17 protein-coding genes and 1 other RNA gene are annotated in these 16,543 nt (G+C 71.5%); 3 read left to right on the top strand and 15 right to left on the bottom strand.

Annotation, left to right across the window (positions count from 1 at the left end):
• Window positions 1-11 precede the first annotated feature (11 nt).
• Together I847_RS0104060 and rnpB are read left to right on the top strand one after the other, a co-directional pair.
• The gene (locus tag I847_RS0104060) at window positions 12-395 is read left to right on the top strand and encodes a tautomerase family protein (protein ID WP_028048672.1); all 384 of its coding nucleotides are present in this window, start codon (window positions 12-14) and stop codon (window positions 393-395) included.
• A gap of 28 nt (window positions 396-423) precedes the next feature.
• Window positions 424-808, top strand: an RNA gene (gene rnpB, locus I847_RS25390) — RNase P RNA component class A.
• Window positions 809-911: 103 nt separating this feature from the next.
• Here the strand turns inward: rnpB and I847_RS21820 are convergent.
• From I847_RS21820 to map, 5 genes are read right to left on the bottom strand one after another with little or no spacing between them, the layout of a single operon-like run.
• Entirely contained in the window at window positions 912-1,319 is a 408-nt protein-coding gene (locus tag I847_RS21820) for a VOC family protein (protein ID WP_034608826.1), read from the bottom strand.
• A gap of 33 nt (window positions 1,320-1,352) precedes the next feature.
• The gene (locus I847_RS0104050) at window positions 1,353-1,640 is read right to left on the bottom strand and encodes a DUF6191 domain-containing protein (protein WP_028048671.1); all 288 of its coding nucleotides are present in this window, start codon (window positions 1,638-1,640) and stop codon (window positions 1,353-1,355) included.
• Window positions 1,641-1,660: 20 nt separating this feature from the next.
• Window positions 1,661-2,371: an MBL fold metallo-hydrolase gene (locus I847_RS21815; protein ID WP_231384065.1), complete on the bottom strand. Its 711-nt coding sequence runs from the start codon at window positions 2,369-2,371 to the stop codon at window positions 1,661-1,663.
• 53 nt (window positions 2,372-2,424) lie between these two features.
• On the bottom strand, window positions 2,425-3,204 hold the full coding sequence (ppgK, locus tag I847_RS0104040) for a polyphosphate--glucose phosphotransferase (protein WP_028048670.1): 780 nt from the start codon (window positions 3,202-3,204) through the stop codon (window positions 2,425-2,427).
• Window positions 3,201-4,082, bottom strand: a complete 882-nt coding sequence (gene map, locus I847_RS0104035; RefSeq protein ID WP_028048669.1) for a type I methionyl aminopeptidase — start codon at window positions 4,080-4,082, stop codon at window positions 3,201-3,203. Before map ends, ppgK begins: the two co-directional genes overlap by 4 nt.
• A gap of 57 nt (window positions 4,083-4,139) precedes the next feature.
• Between map and I847_RS26530 the strand changes: the two genes are divergently transcribed.
• Window positions 4,140-4,310, top strand: coding sequence for an SPOR domain-containing protein (locus I847_RS26530; protein ID WP_155855978.1), 171 nt, complete (start codon window positions 4,140-4,142; stop codon window positions 4,308-4,310).
• Window position 4,311: 1 nt separating this feature from the next.
• Here I847_RS26530 and I847_RS0104025 read toward each other — a convergent pair whose 3' ends face one another.
• The 10 genes from I847_RS0104025 to I847_RS0103980 all read right to left on the bottom strand — a co-directional run bounded on the left by I847_RS0104025 (window position 4,312) and on the right by I847_RS0103980 (window position 16,436).
• Entirely contained in the window at window positions 4,312-5,277 is a 966-nt protein-coding gene (locus tag I847_RS0104025; RefSeq protein WP_028048668.1) for an endonuclease/exonuclease/phosphatase family protein, read from the bottom strand.
• On the bottom strand, window positions 5,274-6,086 hold the full coding sequence (panB, locus tag I847_RS0104020; protein ID WP_028048667.1) for a 3-methyl-2-oxobutanoate hydroxymethyltransferase: 813 nt from the start codon (window positions 6,084-6,086) through the stop codon (window positions 5,274-5,276). The genes I847_RS0104025 and panB overlap by 4 nt, the downstream gene beginning before the upstream one ends.
• A gap of 30 nt (window positions 6,087-6,116) precedes the next feature.
• Window positions 6,117-7,793: an NAD+ synthase gene (locus tag I847_RS0104015; protein WP_028048666.1), complete on the bottom strand. Its 1,677-nt coding sequence runs from the start codon at window positions 7,791-7,793 to the stop codon at window positions 6,117-6,119.
• A 75-nt stretch (window positions 7,794-7,868) separates the two neighbouring features.
• Window positions 7,869-9,215, bottom strand: coding sequence for a patatin-like phospholipase family protein (locus I847_RS21810; protein ID WP_034608823.1), 1,347 nt, complete (start codon window positions 9,213-9,215; stop codon window positions 7,869-7,871).
• Entirely contained in the window at window positions 9,212-9,610 is a 399-nt protein-coding gene (locus tag I847_RS0104005; protein ID WP_028048665.1) for a hypothetical protein, read from the bottom strand. The genes I847_RS21810 and I847_RS0104005 overlap by 4 nt, the downstream gene beginning before the upstream one ends.
• A gap of 26 nt (window positions 9,611-9,636) precedes the next feature.
• The gene (locus I847_RS0104000) at window positions 9,637-10,113 is read right to left on the bottom strand and encodes a DUF1772 domain-containing protein (RefSeq protein ID WP_028048664.1); all 477 of its coding nucleotides are present in this window, start codon (window positions 10,111-10,113) and stop codon (window positions 9,637-9,639) included.
• A complete protein-coding gene (locus I847_RS0103995; RefSeq protein WP_028048663.1) occupies window positions 10,110-11,093 on the bottom strand; it encodes an acetoacetate decarboxylase family protein in 984 nt (327 codons plus the stop codon). The genes I847_RS0104000 and I847_RS0103995 overlap by 4 nt, the downstream gene beginning before the upstream one ends.
• Window positions 11,090-12,175, bottom strand: coding sequence for an esterase (locus I847_RS0103990; protein WP_196804460.1), 1,086 nt, complete (start codon window positions 12,173-12,175; stop codon window positions 11,090-11,092). Before I847_RS0103990 ends, I847_RS0103995 begins: the two co-directional genes overlap by 4 nt.
• Complete coding sequence (locus tag I847_RS0103985; RefSeq protein WP_028048661.1) at window positions 12,172-14,019, bottom strand: hypothetical protein; 1,848 nt, start codon at window positions 14,017-14,019, stop codon at window positions 12,172-12,174. Before I847_RS0103985 ends, I847_RS0103990 begins: the two co-directional genes overlap by 4 nt.
• Window positions 14,016-16,436, bottom strand: coding sequence for a GMC oxidoreductase (locus tag I847_RS0103980; protein WP_034609169.1), 2,421 nt, complete (start codon window positions 16,434-16,436; stop codon window positions 14,016-14,018). The genes I847_RS0103985 and I847_RS0103980 overlap by 4 nt, the downstream gene beginning before the upstream one ends.
• Window positions 16,437-16,543: the final 107 nt, after the last annotated feature.

Below are 16,543 nucleotides of genomic sequence, written 5' to 3'. Positions count from 1 at the left end.
AGGAGGACCGCATGGCGCACGTGAAGATCTACGGCCGGCGTGACGTCTGGCAGGACCGCCGCGGCTCGGTGTCGGATGCCGTGCACCGGGTGATCGTCGGGACGTGGGGCCTTCCGCCGGAGAAGCGGTTCCACCGGTTCCTCCTGCTCGACGCGGACGACCTGGTCGCGCCCCGATCGAAGGACTACCTGGTCGTTGAGATCCTGTGCTTCACGGGACGGTCGGTCGCTGCTCGTCGGGCCCTGATCGCCGCGTTCTACGACGACGTCGCGCCCACGCTCGGCCTGGCCGCCGACGACCTCGAGATCATCATCATCGAGAGCCCACCGCAGAACTGGGGCATTCGCGGGGTCTCCGGCGACGAGCTCTCCCTGGACTACCGGGTCGACGTCTAGGCAGTTGCGGCTACGCTTGCGGCGCGGATGAGTCAGTCAGGCGGCCGCGTCGGGCCTCCGGGCCCGCCGAGGAACGTCCGGGCTCCGCAGAGCAGGGTGGTGGGTAACACCCACCCGGGGTGACCCGCGGGAAAGTGCCACAGAGAACAGACCGCCTTCTCGGCCTCGGCCGAGGAGGTAAGGGTGAAACGGTGGTGTAAGAGACCACCAGCGTGCCGGGTGACCGGTGCGGCTCGGTAAACCCCACCCGGAGCAAGGTCAGACAGGGAGCGTTCGAGGGCTGCTCGCCCGAGCTCCCGGGTAGGCCGCTGGAGGCGTGCGGCAACGTACGTCGTAGAGGGATGGCCGCCACTCGCGCAGCTGCGGGCAACCGCGCGCGAGGACAGAACCCGGCGTATCGACTGACTCATCCGCGCACAACAGCTCGAACCGACCAGGTGGGTCGACACCTCGACACTCACCTGCTCGCCGGTCTTCGCGCGGTTCTCCGCCCGGTCCGAGCGTGCGCCAGCCGGATCAGTCGCTGGCTTCCTCAGCCTCGCGGGCGGCCTGCTCGGCGGGTGTGCGGCCCAGCAGGCAGAACTCGTTGCCTTCCGGGTCCGCGAGCACGCGCCAGGGGACGTCGCCCTGGCCGATGTCGAGAGGGACGGCGCCCAGGGCCTGCAGGCGGTCGAGCTCGGACTGCTGGGTGGAGCCGTTCGGCGGGCGGAGGTCGAGGTGGAGGCGGTTCTTCACGGACCTGGTGTCGTCGACCTTGACGAACAGCAGGTTGGTCGCGGAGCCGTCGGGCGGTGCGAGCTCGATCTCGTCGTCCCCGGCCGCCGGGTCCCACACGTAGGTCCAGTCGAGGACGTCGCGCCACCATGCGGCCAGGGCGTAGGGGTTCGCGGAGTCGATCACCAGCTGGGAGATCACAGGAGGCATGCCAGGCACGCTAGGCGCCGACTCGGGGGCCCGCTACCGGGGATCGAGGCGGACGTGGCCGGAGTCGAGGTCGATGGGCAGGCAGGCGTCCTCGGCGTGCTGGATGTCAGCCTCCTGACGCTCCTGCTCAGCCGTGAGGTGCACGTGGTTGGGCTGGAAGACGTCGATCAGGTCACCGAGGAACCCGGATCCGGTTCCGGAGGACGCCGCGGGCCGCTCCCGGGGGGTCCGCCGGTCGAACCAGCCCCGCGCGACCATCCGGTCGATGGCGAACAGGGCGAGTGCGAGGATCGCGCCGCCGCCGACCAGGGACCAGACCATGCCGCCATCGTCGCACGCGGTCAGCCGGCGAGGACGGCCCTCTGCGCCTCGTGAACGGCCGCGAGCCACGGGTCGAGCAGGCGTGCGTCGCCGGCGAAGGAGCCGTCGAGGTAGGCGCGGTCGGCGGCGACCCGAGGAGACAGGGGACCGACGTGCCCGTGGCCGGGGACCACGAGGGACGCGGTTCCGGCCAGCAGGTCCAGGGCGGCGCGATACGTCCCGACCGGGTCCGGTGCCGACAGGTCGAGCAGTGGGATCTCGATGTCCGAGAGCACGTCTCCGGCGACGAGCGCGTCCGCAGACGGCACGACCAGCGACGTGCTGCCAGGGGCGTGCGCGGCATGCTCGACGACCCGGACCAACGGACCGTCCCAGTCGAGCCAGCCGTCCTTCGACGGGTACCGCACCGGCGGCGGGACGACGACGGGTGCGGGGGAGTCGCCGTGCGAGGCGAGCAGCACGCGGGCCAGCTCGTCGTCCTCGTCGCGCTCGGTCATGAGGGTCTCGACGTCCACGGGCCAGCCCCCCGACCAGCGCGGCAGTCCCGTGAACATGCCGCCGTCCAGGAGGTGGTCCCAGTGCCCGTGCGTCGACCAGACCGCGACCGGCCGCCAGCCGTGGACGCGGATCGACGACGAGAGAAGGTCGATCTCGTGCGCCGTGACGCCGGGATCGACGACGAGGCAGGACCGGTCGGGCGCGACGACCACCGTCGACGTCGTGATGTACACGGCACTCGTCGCGACGTGTACTCCGTCTGCGACCTCGACCAGGACGGACAAGGTCAGCCGCGATAGTCGGCGGCGAGCGCCGCGGCGCCGATGATCCCGGCAGCGTTGCGCAGCTCGGCGGGGATGATCTTCGTGCGGAGGTCGAGCAGCGGCAGGAACTTCTCGTGGTGCTTGCTGACGCCGCCGCCGACCACGATGAGGTCCGGCCAGAACAGGTTCTCGACGACCGTGAAGTACCGCTGCAACCGTTCTCCCCACGCCTCCCAGGAGAGGTCGTCGCGGTCGCGCGCGCTCTCGGCGGCGCGTGACTCGGCGTCGTGGCCGTCGATCTCGAGGTGGCCGAGCTCGGTGTTGGGAACGAGATGACCGTCGACGATGAGTGCCGAGCCGATGCCGGTCCCGAGCGTGACCATGAGGACCACGCCGTCGACCCCCTTCGCGGCGCCGTAGAGGGCCTCGGCGTAGCCGGCGGCGTCAGCGTCGTTGACGGCGAGGACCTTGCGTCCGGTCGCGTGCTGGACGGCCTTCTCGACGTTGGTGCCGATCCAGGACTTGTCGACATTGGCGGCGGACTGCGCGACGCCGTGCAGGATCACCGCCGGGAAGGTCACCCCGATCGGGACTCCCTTGTCCAGGTGGAACGAGTCGACGACCTCAGCGACGGTGGCGGCCACCGCGTCGGGCGTCGACGGCTGAGGTGTCGGGATGCGCACCCGGTCCGCGCCGAACTCGCCGTCGCCCAGATCGACGGGCGCGCCCTTGATCCCGCTCCCGCCGATGTCGACGCCGAACGCCGTGCCGTGCTTCTTCGTGTGCTTCTTGTCCTCGCTCATGGCACTGTCAGGATCTCCGCTCCGGTCTCGGTGACGAGCAGGGTGTGCTCGAACTGCGCACTGCGGCGGCCGTCGGCCGTCACGACCGTCCAGTCGTCGTCCCACACGATCCAGTCGGGGGTGCCGAGGTTCAGCATCGGCTCGATGGTGAAGACCATGCCGGGCTCGATGAGCGTGTCGTACGCCGGAGCCGCGTCGTAGTGCGGGACGACGAGCCCCGTGTGGAACGCCGGGCCGACGCCGTGCCCGGTGTAGTCACGGACGACCCCGTACCCGAACCGCGCGGCGTACTTCTCGATCACGCGCCCGATCACGTTGAGCTCGCGCCCCGGCACGACCGCCTTGATCGCCCGGGCCAGGGCCTCCTGGGTCCGCTCGACGAGCAGGCGGGACTCCTCGTCGACGTCACCCGCGAGGAACGTCGCGTTGTTGTCGCCGTGGACGCCGCCGACGAACGCCGTGATGTCGACGTTCACGATGTCGCCGTCCTCGACGACCGTCGAGTCCGGGATGCCGTGGCAGATGACCTCGTTGATCGACGTGCACAACGACTTGGGGAACCCGCGGTAGCCGAGCGTCGACGGGTAGGCCCCGTGGTCGAGCAGGAACTCGTGGCCGACGGCGTCGAGCTCGTCGGTGGTGACACCCGGCTCGACACGTTCGCCGACGACAGCCAGCGCCTGCGCCGCGATGCGCGCCGCAACCCGGATGCGTCCGATCATCTCGTCGTCGAAGGCGTCGGGCCCCGTCCACCGTGCGGGACCCGGGCGACCCACGTACTCGGGCCGGGCGATCGACGAGGGGACCGGGCGGCGAGGGCTGACCGCACCGGGGACCAGGGCGCTGCGCGGCGCGTGCACGGACGACATACCTGGCAGTCTACGGAAGGGAGGGCACCGCAGCCGGACGGGCGCCCGCGACCGAGGGAGAGCGTGATGGCCGACGGGTTCTACTTCAACATCGAGACCCACCAGGTGGAGGAGGGCCGGCAGAGCGACTACACCAAGCTCATGGGGCCGTACCCCACCCGGGAGGAGGCGACGAAGGCGCTCGAGACCGCGCGGCGACGCAACCAGGCCTGGGACGAGCAGGACGAGAAGCGCTGACTCAGCGTCGTTCCAGGGTCGCGACGATCGGTCGGTGGTCGCTTCCGCCGGTCGCCGGCAGGACGGCGAACCGCACGACCCGCCACACCCGCCCGTCGACGAAGACGTGGTCGATGGGAGCGGCCAGGAGGCTCGGTGCCGACGACGGCCACGTGCCGTGCGCCGCCTCGCCGACCTCGCGCGCCGCATCCACGCAGGGGCCCAGGTCGCGCAGGCCCGGGTGGTCGAGCGTCGCGTTCATGTCGCCCGCGACGATCGCGCCGGGGGTCGTCGCGCAGGTGTGGGCGATCAACGCCGTGTCGTGGCGCCACGCGTCCATGGTGCGCCGGTGGCCCGGAGACATCGGGTGCGCGGCGACGACGACCGGTGAGGTCGCGGGGTCGATCGGGTCTGCACGGAGCGAGCCGAAGCTCGTCGCCAGGGGCGTCGTCGTGGGGTAGTCGCCGACGCGCTCCCCGACGAGCAGGGTCGTGCCGCTGACCATCGGCGACGCACCGATGGCCGTGTGGACCTGCATCGGGTGGCCCGCCTGCGCCATGAGGGCCGCGACCTTCTTGCCTGTCGGGTGCGAGGTCTCGGGCAGCGCGACGACGTCCGCGTGCTGCGCCGCCACGAGCTGGAACAGGTCCTGCGCCGAGACGACGTCCAGGGTGTTGAACGACAGCACCACCAGGTCGTCGGTGCTCTCCGCGGTGGGGGGCCCGTGCGGGACGCTCCGCCACGCCAGGACGCAGCCCTGCGCCGCAGCCCCGACGGCGAACGCGACGACCAGCGGCAGGAGCGCTCGACGGGTCCCGGGCAGGGCGACGAGGAGGATCGCCATGGCCAGCGACCCCAGACCCAGGACCGCCCGGAACGAGACGACCTGCGCCACGGGGTAGAGACCCGCCCCGACGGGCAGCGCGAGGCACAGCAGGAGAGCACCGACGACGATCCCCGCGACGAGGACCGCGCGGGCTGCCGTCATGCGTCGAACTGGTGACCGGCGTCGGGGAAGGTGCCGCCGCGGACCTCGTCGGCGAACGCGGTCGCGGCTGCGGAGAGCGCGGCTCCCACCTCGCCGAACCGCTTGGCGAACCGCGGCGACCACTCGGTCATGCCGGCCATGTCGACCCACACGAGGACCTGGCCGTCGCAGCCGGCACCGGCCCCGATGCCGATGGTCGGGATGGCGACGACCTCCGTGATGCGCGCCGCGACGGGCGCCGGAACCATCTCGAGCACCACGGCGACCGCGCCCGCGGCGGCGACGGCGACGGCGTCCTCGGACAGGGCCTCGGCTGCGTGGTCGCCCCGACCCTGTACCCGCGGTCCGCCCAGCAGGTTCTCGGACTGCGGCGTGTAGCCGAGGTGCGCGACCACCGGGATACCGGCGTCGGTGATCGCCTTGATCTGCGGCACCACGCGCTTGCCACCCTCGAACTTCACGGCGGCGACGCCGGTCTCCTTCATCATCCGCACCGCCGTGGCGAGCGCCTGCTCCGGGCCGGCCTCGTACGAGCCGAACGGCAGGTCCGCGATGACGAACGCACGCTTCGCCGCCCGGGCGACGGCCCGTGCGGGGGGGATGAGGTCGTCCACGGTCACCGGCAACGTCGTCGTGTGGCCGTGCATCGTGTTCCCGATCGAGTCGCCGACCAGCAGCATGTCGATGCCGGCGGCGTCGAAGAGGTGCGCCGTCACGGCGTCGTACGCCGTCAGCATGGTCAGCCGCTCACCGCGCTCCTTCGCCTCGCGCAGGTGGTGCACGCGCACGCGCTTGGGGGTCTGGCTCATCGCTCGTTGCTCCTGTTGCTCATCGAAGAATCAGGCTTCGCGCCACGCGGTCGTGATGGGGAGCCGGCGGTCGCGACCGAACGCCAGCGCCGTGACCTTGGTGCCCAGCGGGTACTGCCGCCGCTTCCACTCGGCGCGGTCCACCAGCGCGAGGACCTTGTCGACGATGGCCGGGTCGAAGCCGCGTGCGAGCAGCTCGGGTCGGCCCTCCGCGTTCTCGACGTAGGCGTCCAGGACCTCGTCAAGAAGGTCGTACGGGGGAAGCGAGTCCTGGTCGACCTGCCCCGGCCGCAGCTCGGCGGACGGCGGCTTGGTGATCGACGACTCGGGGATGGGCGGCAGCTCGCCCGCGTCGAGCGCCGCGTTGTTGCGCCAGCGGGCCAGCTGCCAGACCCGCGACTTGTCGACGTCCTTGATCGGTGCGAACCCGCCGATGCTGCCGGCGTCGTAGATCGTGGTGTAGCCCGTCGCGAGCTCGGACTTGTTGCCCGGTGCGATGACCAGGTGGCCCTCCCGGTTCGAGATCGCCATGAGGATGACGCCGCGGATGCGGGCCTGCAGGTTCTCGGCGGCTATCCCCTCGAGGGCGAGCTCGCCGTCGAAGGCGTCGACCATGGGCTTGATCGGCTGTACGCGGTAGTCGGCGCCGATCCGCTTGGCCAGGTCTTCCGCATCGTCCTTGCTGTGGTCCGAGGACCAGACCGACGGCATCGAGACGCCGACGACGTTCTCCCCGCCGATCGCGTCGGCGGCGATCGCCGCGACCAGAGCCGAGTCGATGCCACCGGACAGGCCGAGCAGCACGGACCGGAACCCGTTCTTGCGGACGTACCCGCGCAGTCCGGCGACGAGGGCCTGGTAGACCTCCTCGTCGGGGTCGAGCGTCCGGGCGAGCTCACCGGTGGCCGGCGCGTCGTCGTCGTCGAGCAGGTCCCAGACCAGCAGGTGCTCCTCGAACTGCGGTGCGCTCGTCAGCACGCGGCCGTCGGTGGCGATCACGAACGAGCCGCCGTCGAACACGAGGTCGTCCTGGGCGCCGACGAGGTTGACGTAGGCGACCGGCGCCTCCACCTCGTGCGCCCGCCGGGCAGCGAGCTCGACCCGCTGATGGCCCTTGCCCTCCTCGTACGGTGACGCGTTCAGCACCACGAGCAGCGAGACCTCGGCCTCGTCCATCTGCGAGACCGGACCACCGTCCTGCCAGATGTCCTCGCAGATCACGACGCCGACCCGCCGGCCCCGCACGTCGATCACCATGAGGTCGCCGCCCGGTGCGAAGATCCGGTACTCGTCGAACACGCCGTAGTTCGGCAGGTGGTGCTTGTTGTACCGCGCCTGGACCTCGCCGTGCTGGAGCAGGACCGCCTGGTTCGTCGGCCGCCGCGGTCCCTCGGGGGCGTGCGGCTCGTGGACCGGGGTCACCGACCGCTCGCCGACGGTGCCGACGAGGACCGCGAGGTCGCCGAGCCCGCCCTCGGCGAGCGCGGCGGCGGTGCGCTGCAGCGCCTCCTCGGCACCCCGGCGGAACGAGGCGCGCAGCGCGAGGTCCTCGATCGGGTAGCCGGTGAGCGTCATCTCGGGGAACACGACGACGTCGGCACCGGCGTCCGCAGCCCGGCGTGCCCAGGCCAGGACCGCCTGGGCGTTGGCGGCGACGTCACCGACGCGCGTGTCGATCTGCGCCAGGGCGACGCGGGCGTGAGGCATGTGTCGAGCGTAGCCACCCGGTCCCCGACGCACCGCGTCTGTCGGCGTGACGCACGCCGCAGTGCCCGACGACCGTCAGCCCACGCCCGGACCCCGTCCGAGCCGCGCCAGGAACCGGCGTTCCACGTCCGCGCGGTCCAGCACGCCGTGCACGCCGACCGGCTCGACGGACCCGACGAGCTTCGCGAGCCCGCCCGCACCGAGCTGCAAGCGGACTCGCAGCGCGGCATCCCCCGAGACCCGGTCGGTGACTGCCACGTCTACGTGGTCCAGGTCGGACCAGGAGTCGAAGCCGGCGTCGTCGACCAGGGAGCGGGTCGCGACCAGGTCGAGCACCCGGCCGTCGAGCCGCAGGGTGCCGTGATAGCTGAACTGCTCCGGTGTCGTCTCGACCCGCCCGTCGGCGAGGTACAGGCGGTCGCGCCAGGGACCGTGGTCGATCGCGCCCGCCACGGCCGCGTCGTCGGGAGCGCCGTCCAACGGCATCACGACCGTCAGGTCGAGCGTCACCGGCGAGCCGTCGACCGTGCCGGTGAGGTGCTCGGTGAAGCGGGCCGACGGCGGTGGGTCGACCATCGCGGTGCACGACGCGTCCTTGACCACGCCGGCGTCGGTGCGCGAGTCGAGGTAGCGGCGTGCGTCGCGGTAGCCCATCTGCACGAGCGACTCGGCAGAGACGCGGCCGAGGTAGAACTCGGGGTCCAGGGGCAGCGGGTGCTCCGGTCGGACCACGTGCAGGACCCAGCTGCGGCCCTGGGCGTCGGCCAGCGCGAAGTCCGCGAGCAGGGCACCGGCGGCGCTCATCTCGATCATGTGCACGTACTGCTCCAGCGGGCCGTCGCCCCAGTGCGGGCTGTTGCCGATGCACCAGACGAGCCACACCTCGTCGGCGCCACGGCGCAGGGCCTCGGCGACGTTGGCGTCGCGGACCCACACGGCGTCGGTCCACACGTGCCCGTCGCGCTTCAGCGGCGTCAGCCACAGCGGCAGCGACATGCCGGCGGCCATCAGCGGTGCGTCGATGTGCGTCGACTCGATCGCGAGGCACTCCTTGGTGGTGAAGTCGACGACGTTGAACGTGCCGACGACCGGGTTCGCGTTGATGGCGGCGACGTCGATGCCGAGGGCCGGGAAGACCTTGTCCAGAACACCGTCGGCGTCGCCGACGGCCGGCAGGTTCCACGGCCCGGTCAGGTAGTCGCGCAGCGGCAGCGCCGAGCCGAAGTCCTGCACGTCCACGCCGCGCCAGCGTTGGCACATCTGCACGCCGTCCACGCCGGAGAGCAGCATCCCGGCGGTCATGATGCCGCCCGACGCGCCGTCGACGTGGTCGAACGTCAACCCGTCCTCCTGCAGGGCCCGCACCACGCCGGCCTGCCACGCGACCCGCATCCCGCCACCGGCCAGCACCAGGGACCTCATGGCCGCGCGCCCCTCTCGCGTGCCTGCGTCCTGAGGAAGACGAGCAGCAGCACGGACGTGAGCAGGTCGAGCGTGGCGACGCCCAGGGCGACCGGGTCGAACACGCTGTTGGCCACCGCGACGCCCACCGCGACCGACGCGCCGAGCTTCTGCACCGCCGACCAGACGACCACGTCCGGATCGGGCCGAGGCCTGCGCAGGGTCGTGACCAGGAGCCCGCCGGCGACGACCATGAACATGCCGACGGTCGCGAACAGCTGCCGTGCCGTGCCGTCGTCGGACGCGCCGAGCAGGCGCAGTACGAACCCCGGCGCGACCACCTGCACGGAACCGCTCAGCACCGTGAGCCAGGCGACGACCTCGAGCACGAGCGCGAACGGGGTGCGGCGGGCCACGCGTGCCGTGGGTGCGGGCGCCGCGCTCACGTCAGCGCGCCCAGCAGGTCGCCACGCGCCACGACGTACCCGACGATCACGATCCAGGTGGCCGTGGAGCTGTAGAACCGGACGTCGTTGAGCGTCATCCACCGCTTCAGCAGGTGCCGCAGCTCGGTGTCGTCGGCGAAGTCGCCGCTGCGGATCCGCTTGTTGATCGGGATGATCAGTCCCTGCCCGACGAAGGTCAGCAGGAAGATCCCGATCAGGCAGCCGACGCCGAACCACACGTAGCTCGTGCCCCACTCGACGACGACGAGCACGATCGACGCCACGAACATGATCGGCACGACCACCGTGAAGAACTTCGTCGCGCGACGCGTCGGGATGCCGAAGTAGATCGCCACGTTGTCCCGGGTCAGCCCGGTCCACGTCGGGAACAGGAACAGCTTGAGCACCCACATGGTGCCCATGTAGAGGGAGGCCCCGAACAGGAACCAGAGCGCGGCGACGAAGGCGCTCACGGCCTGCTCGCATGGACGGCGTCGCTCTCGCTCTCCACACGTCCCCGCTTGGGAGCCGCCGGCCAGGTCTCGCCCCGGCCGAGCCCGACGACGGACTCGAGCGACTCCCCGAAGACACCGGCCGCGGTCTGCGCGTCCACCTTGTCGAGCGACTCGTCGGTCAGGAACCAGGCCTCGAAGTGGTCGTCGAGCACGCCGTGCGCTGTCGGGAGGTACGCGGTGAACAGCGGGTGCGGGCCGATCTGCAGGGTGCGCAGGGGAGCGACGCTCGGTGCGTCGCCGAGGACGAACCGGCCGCGTGCACCGGGTCCGACGGCGACGTCACCGGTGGCCTCGAAGTAGATCGTCGACTTCATGAGCATGCCGCGGAACGCGCAGAAGTTGGCCGCGGCGAGCTTGAGCGGCAGCGCCGTCGGACCCGGACGCTCGATCTCGATGAGGGCGCCGAACCGTCCGTCCAGGTCGTCGTACTGCGCGGAGACCGTCTCGTCGGTGACGACGAAGTCGAGGCTGCCGGCGTGCTTGGGCATGCCCCAGATGCCCTTGCCGCCCTTGACCGAGACTTCGGTGCTCACGGGCAGGTCCACGACGTACTGGCCGAACTGCAGGGTGCGCTGCAGTGCCATCGGGACCAGGGGCGGCGCGGGTCGTGGACCGTGGGTGACGGCGATCGCCATCGAGTACTCGATGTACTTGCCGATGTCGGTCGCCCGGTAGTTGACGACCGTGACCATGGCGATGCCCTTGCCGAACCCGAGGCTCACCGGGTGCAGCTCGCGCCCGGGAAGCAGGGCCCGGGCGGCGGACAGGGAGCACGGGAACGCGGCCATCAGGACGGGGGAGTCCTCCGAGCTCACGGGCATGTCGTAGGGGATCGTGTCCACCCGGGCCGACTGGCCGGTGAGCCGGCGCTGCCGGCGCGGGACGGGTGACGGCAGGCGGGAGAGCACGGCCCGGGCGGTGCCGATGACTGCGTTCATGACTTCAGCTCCTCGAGGATGAGCGGGAAGGTGTCGTACCGGGCACGGGTGCCCCAGAAGACGTCGAGGTGTCCGTACCCCGGCAGGACGTGCAGCGTGTCGCCCTTGTCGGGACGCTGGGCGGCGAAGAACGCGTGCGTCCGGACCTGGGACTCCGGCAGATAGCAGAGGTTGTCGGCGCCCGCGAAGAAGGCGAACCGGGCCTGCGTCTTCGGTGGACCGGCGAGCAGGTCGTCGGGGATCTGCGGGTAGTCGTGCACCTTGACCAGCCGCCCGGCCGCGACCGATCGCCTCATCTGGTCGAAGAACGAGATGGGCACGTCGGCGAACTCGCCCGTGATCCACTCGTGCGTGGCGGCGTCGAGGTTCTTGTGGGACCACAGAGCGGGGAACCCGCTGCCGTAGGTGAACGACACCATGCGGCACACGAGGTTGTCGCACTCGTGGTGGGTGGTCCGCACCACCCGTCGGACGACCTTGGAGAAGTTGCCCTCGCTGCGGTACGCCCAGGCGGGCGAGAGGTACGGGGTGAGGTGCTGCAGGATCGGGGTGAACGACCAGATCTTCGCGCGCGACCACAGCGGCAGGACCGGGTGGAGGGACACCGCGTTGCTGACCACGGTGTCCACCTCCGGGAGGAGCCCCGAGACGGCGGACATGACGAACGACGTCGAGCCCTGGCAGTGCACGATCGCCTTCAGGGTCGTCGCGCCGGTCGCCTCCAGCACGTGCCTGACCGCCGCCGGGTGGTCGTGCACGGCCGCGTCGCACAGCGTCCAGGGCATCGGCTCGAGGTCGACCGACGCGCGCCAGTTCAGCATCCACACGTCCCACCCCTCGTCCAGCAGCCCGTCGACGAGGGTGTGCGGGATGGGCGGCCGGAACAGCTCGGCCCGCACCCCGGAGCCGTGCACGAGGAGCACGGGACCGCGCCAGGGCTCGAACGGTGCGCGTACGTGCACCAGCGTGATCGGCGTGCCGTCGCCCGCCGCCAGCGGCACCACCTCGGTGCGATGGTCCGCCCGGGTCACGGGTCGGCGACCCGTCGGTGCGGACTCGTGGGACATCTCCTGCACACTCATCGTGAGTACCCCTCTCGTGCGATCACGATCGGTCCGTCGAGCAGCCGTGCGGTGAGCGGGCCGCCTGCGGGCACGGGTCTGGTTCCGGTGCTGTCGAGCTCCCAGTCGCGGCACACCGTGTCGACGACCAGGACGTAGAGCTCGAGCGACCCGTCCTCGCGCAGGTGCATCCGCACGAACCCTTTGTCGTCCGGTACGGCCTGCCCGGACATCTGCCAGGTCGCGACCTTCCCGGTTCCCTGCGTGAGCAGCAGCAGCGCGAACGCCTCTGTCCCCAGTACGGCGCCGACGACCCACACCAGGACCGCGCAGAGGCCGAGGACCAGGGCCGGGCTCCACCCGGACGGCCACTGGACCGCGACGACGAGCAGGACCAGCAGGAGCGTGACGACCAGCTGGAACGCGGCTCCCAGGGAGAACGTCACGAAGTGCGGGAGCCGGCCGCGCGGCATGAGGCGGGCCATCACCAGATGAAGCGCCAGGAGGACGACGATCCAGCCGAGCGCGACGAGCGCGAACCGCGCTGCGGAGTCCAGCGTGGCGGTGCGCAGGACGTCGACGAACGACCCCTCCGCGCCCAGCGAGAGCAGGACGGCCACCAGGCCCACCAGCAGCACCTGTCCGTAGCCGGCCGTCATGAGGAGGCCGACGTTGCGGCGCCCGGCCCACCACACGCTGAACGGGTTCGCGATCCGACGACACAACGCGGGCGACGTCGACGCGTCGGGCAGGGTCGGACCGGTGCGGTCGAAAGGGACGCTGACCGGGTCCTTGTCCCGCATCCGCGAGCCCGTGGGTGGCAGCGCGATGTGGCTCGGCAGGCGGTGCGTCTCGGACAGGTACGCCCCGCCGAGACCGCAGGTCACGGCCTGCACCGATCGTGGGTCGGGACCGGACGGCTGCCCGTCCGGTGGGCGCTCCGTGAAACGGGCGTAGTGGTGGGAGTCGCCGCTGATCCACAGCCGCACCCGCGCGCCGGTGTCCTCGACGTCCTGGGTGCCGGGGACCCGGCGGAACCGCACGATCTCGCGCTCGAAGAAGTGCAGCTGGTTGAACCCGTCCGGATCCGTGCCGGTGTGCGCCCAGCCGGGCTCGGCGCAGCACAGGATCACGGCGTCGCCCGGTCGCAGGAACGCGGTCACGGTGCTCCGGAAGTACTCCAGCTGAGGCTCGTCGATGTACTCGGTCAGCTGGCTGTCGAGCCCGAGGAGCCACCAGCCGGGCTTGCCCGGAGGGCCGAGGCGGGTCGCGAAGTAGCTGCGGCTCTGCACGGTGCGCCAGCCGCCGATCGCGGCCCCGCGGGTGAACACGCGCAGGAACGCCGTCAGGCCGTCGTACCAGTCGTGGTTGCCCGGCAGGGCGAGCAGCGACGGCTCGTTCGTCGCATCGCGCGGGGTCCCCTTGGGCGCGGCCGGGAGTGCGGCGCCGTAGGGGCCGAGCGTCTTGTTCTCGTACCCGCGGGCCGACGCGGCGGGGTAGACCTCGTCACCGCCGAACACGAGCAGGTGGCCGCGCGGCAGCGTCACGGACGACGTGCCAGGGCCGTCGACGGTGAGGTCCGGCTGCGCCAGCAGCGAGGCGACGGTGTAGGTGGCGTCGAACCCGTCGCCGAGGTCCGCGGCGAAGTCGATCCACAGGTCGCCGTCGGGCTGGTGCGCGAGCTCGACGAGGCCGCCCGGCAGAGCCGCCTGGACCTCGCGCCGGTCGCCGTAGTCGGCGAAGACCTGGGCGAGCATCGCCTTGAGCGCGGTCCGGGCGAGCTCGGGCGGGTCGAGCCAGCGCACCTCCCGGCTCGGCGTGAAGCCGATGTCGGCCTCGTGTCGCGCCAGCTCGCGTCGTCTCATGCGTTCGAGCCGACCTTCGGGGCGACGTACACGTCCCAGAGCTCGCCCATGAAGAGCCGGCCGAACGCGGCGAGCGCCTTGGCGCCGCCGGGGCCGTGCGTGCGGAACGTGGTCAGCTGCTTGGCGAGGTCGAGCGGCTTGATGACCAGCACCCCGGCGCCGATCGTGCCGTCCGGCGCCCTCTCCTCGGCGCTCTCCAGGCCCTTCAGGACCTCGTCGACCTCCTCCGGTGTCGCGTCCGCTGGCGGCGGCACGTGCCCGCGCAGCACCCGCGTGAACAGGGTCGTCGTGTCGGTCCAGACGTCGAGCCCGCCGTCGTCGACGACGTCCTTGGCGCCGACGAGCGTGAGCGGCGTGCCGCCGGCGTCGCGCAGCCAGAGCCGGTAGAGCATGCGTCGACCGGCCGTGCCGCTCGGCTTGACGAACAGGTTGAACCATCCGTCCTCCACGTCGAGCCGCCCACCGAGCACGTTGCTCTCCACGAACCCCCGTGCCTGCCCGCGGTGCAGCGGGTCGGCGACGAACGCGTCGATGTCCGGGGCCGTGATCGTCAGGACGAACGCGAGCGTGTCGTGACGGGCCCGAGCCTGAGCAGCGCCGCGGACCGGATCGGTCTCGCCCAGGGTGAACGGCCCAGTCATGCGCTCGGTGAAAGCCACGGACGTGGCGCCGGACCTCTGCGGGGCCGACGTCACCCCCGGTGCCGGGACGGTGGTGGCGTTCGGCCGCGACCAGTCCTGCTCGAGCATCCGCGTCGATGCCCGGTCGGACATGGCCGCGATGGTCAACGACGGGTTGGCGCCCACGGGCCCCGGCATGGCGGCCCCGTCGACGACGTAGAGCCCGGGGTGCCCGCGCACCTCGCCGTACTCGTCGCACACCCCCTCGCCGACGTGCCGACCGATGGGCGCACCACCGAGCGGGTGCACGGTGATGGTGTGCCGGGCCCACCACAGCGGGTTGTCCTGGAACTCGGCACCGAGGGCGTCGCCGATCCGCTCCATGGTGTCGCGCACGCTGGCGAAGTACGCCTTCGAGGTCGCGGTGGTCCAGTCGATCGCGAGGTTGCCGCCGCGCAGGCTCATCCGGCCGTCCGGGACGTCACGCCCCATCCCGAGCAGGGGCACGGAGCCGGCGGACAGGTGGCCGTCGCCGAGCAGCGCCGACAGGTCCCCGGAGATGTTCGAGTGACCACCGGCGAACACTCGGTTGCGGACCACCTGCCACGCGAACATCGCTGCCCGCCGGGCCGCCGGCTTGAGCTGCGAGGTCTCGACGAGCCACGACAGGAACCCGGGGAAGCCGGCGTCCTCGACGTAGTACCCGCGTCCGGTGGCGCCGCCACCGTCGAGGGCGTCGGGCCGGCGGATCGCCGTCGTGATGACCGGACCGGTTCCGCCGTCGACGGGGAACGGCAGGCCCTCGCGGGTGCAGTTCAGCAGCACCGTGAGCAGGTCGCCGTTCCCGGAGAAGCGGGTGCCGAGGGCCGGGCCGAGGGCCGGCAACGACGCGCGGCTGCGCAGCAGGAGGAACGTGGTGCCGAACGTGCCCGCGCCGAGCACGACCCGGCGCGCGACGATGGTGCGCTCCGCGAGCTCGCGGGTCGCGGTGGACCCTTCGCCCTGCTGGTCGTGCACGACGTACCGGACCTCGTAGCCGCCGCCGTCGAGCGGTCGCAGCCCACGCACCTCGTGCAGCGTGCGGATGTCCGCTCCGTGGTGCGCGGCCGACGAGAGGTAGGTGTGGTCGAGGGTGTTCTTCGCCCCGGTGTTGCAGCCGATGTCGCACTCGCCGCACAGGGTGCACGTGACGCGCCGCGATCCTTGGTGCACCGACCCGTACCCCGCCTGCGGGAGCTCCAGGTTGCGGGCATGGTCCTCGCCGGGACGGGCGAACGTCACCGCGAGCGGCGGACGTACGGCCGGCATCCCGAGGTCGACCGCAGCGGCCTCGATGGCCATGGTCTTCGGTGTGTCGTCGTACGGGTAGACCGTCGCGCCCAGCATCTTCTCGACGACGTCGTAGTGCGGGTCGAGGTCGGCGCGGGAGATGGGCCAGTGCTCGTACCCGCCGCCGGGCAGCGGCGACTCGTGCACGAACCAGTTCTCGTCCTTGCGGAGCAGGACGTTCGCGTAGATCAGGGAACCGCCGCCGAGCCCGCTGGACACCAGCCCTTCGAGGCCGCGGAACGTCCACGCGTCGAACAGCCCGTAGAGGCCCTCGCTCGGGTCCCAGAAGTTGCGCCCCATCTCCGCAGGCGTGCGGGCGAAGCTGCCGGGTGGGTACGGGCGGCCCCGTTCCATGACGACGACCTGCTTGCCCGCCTCGGCGAGCCGGTGTGCCGCGACAGAGGCACCGAAGCCCGATCCGACGACGAGCGCGTCGACGACTTCGGGGACGTCGAACCTTGTGGCCATGAGCGACTCCACCCGTCCGTGCTGCGGTCAGCGCACCTTCTCGGAATGAGGAGGTGTGGCCTGAGGTGCAAATACGCCTACATCGCCACAATTGCACCTTCGTCGAC

It is taken from the genome of Cellulomonas sp. URHD0024, from assembly GCF_000426185.1.
Classification (GTDB): Bacteria; Actinomycetota; Actinomycetes; order Actinomycetales; family Cellulomonadaceae; genus Cellulomonas.
Note: the sequence above shows the minus strand (reverse complement) of the source record. Positions and strands in the feature narration are given on the sequence as shown.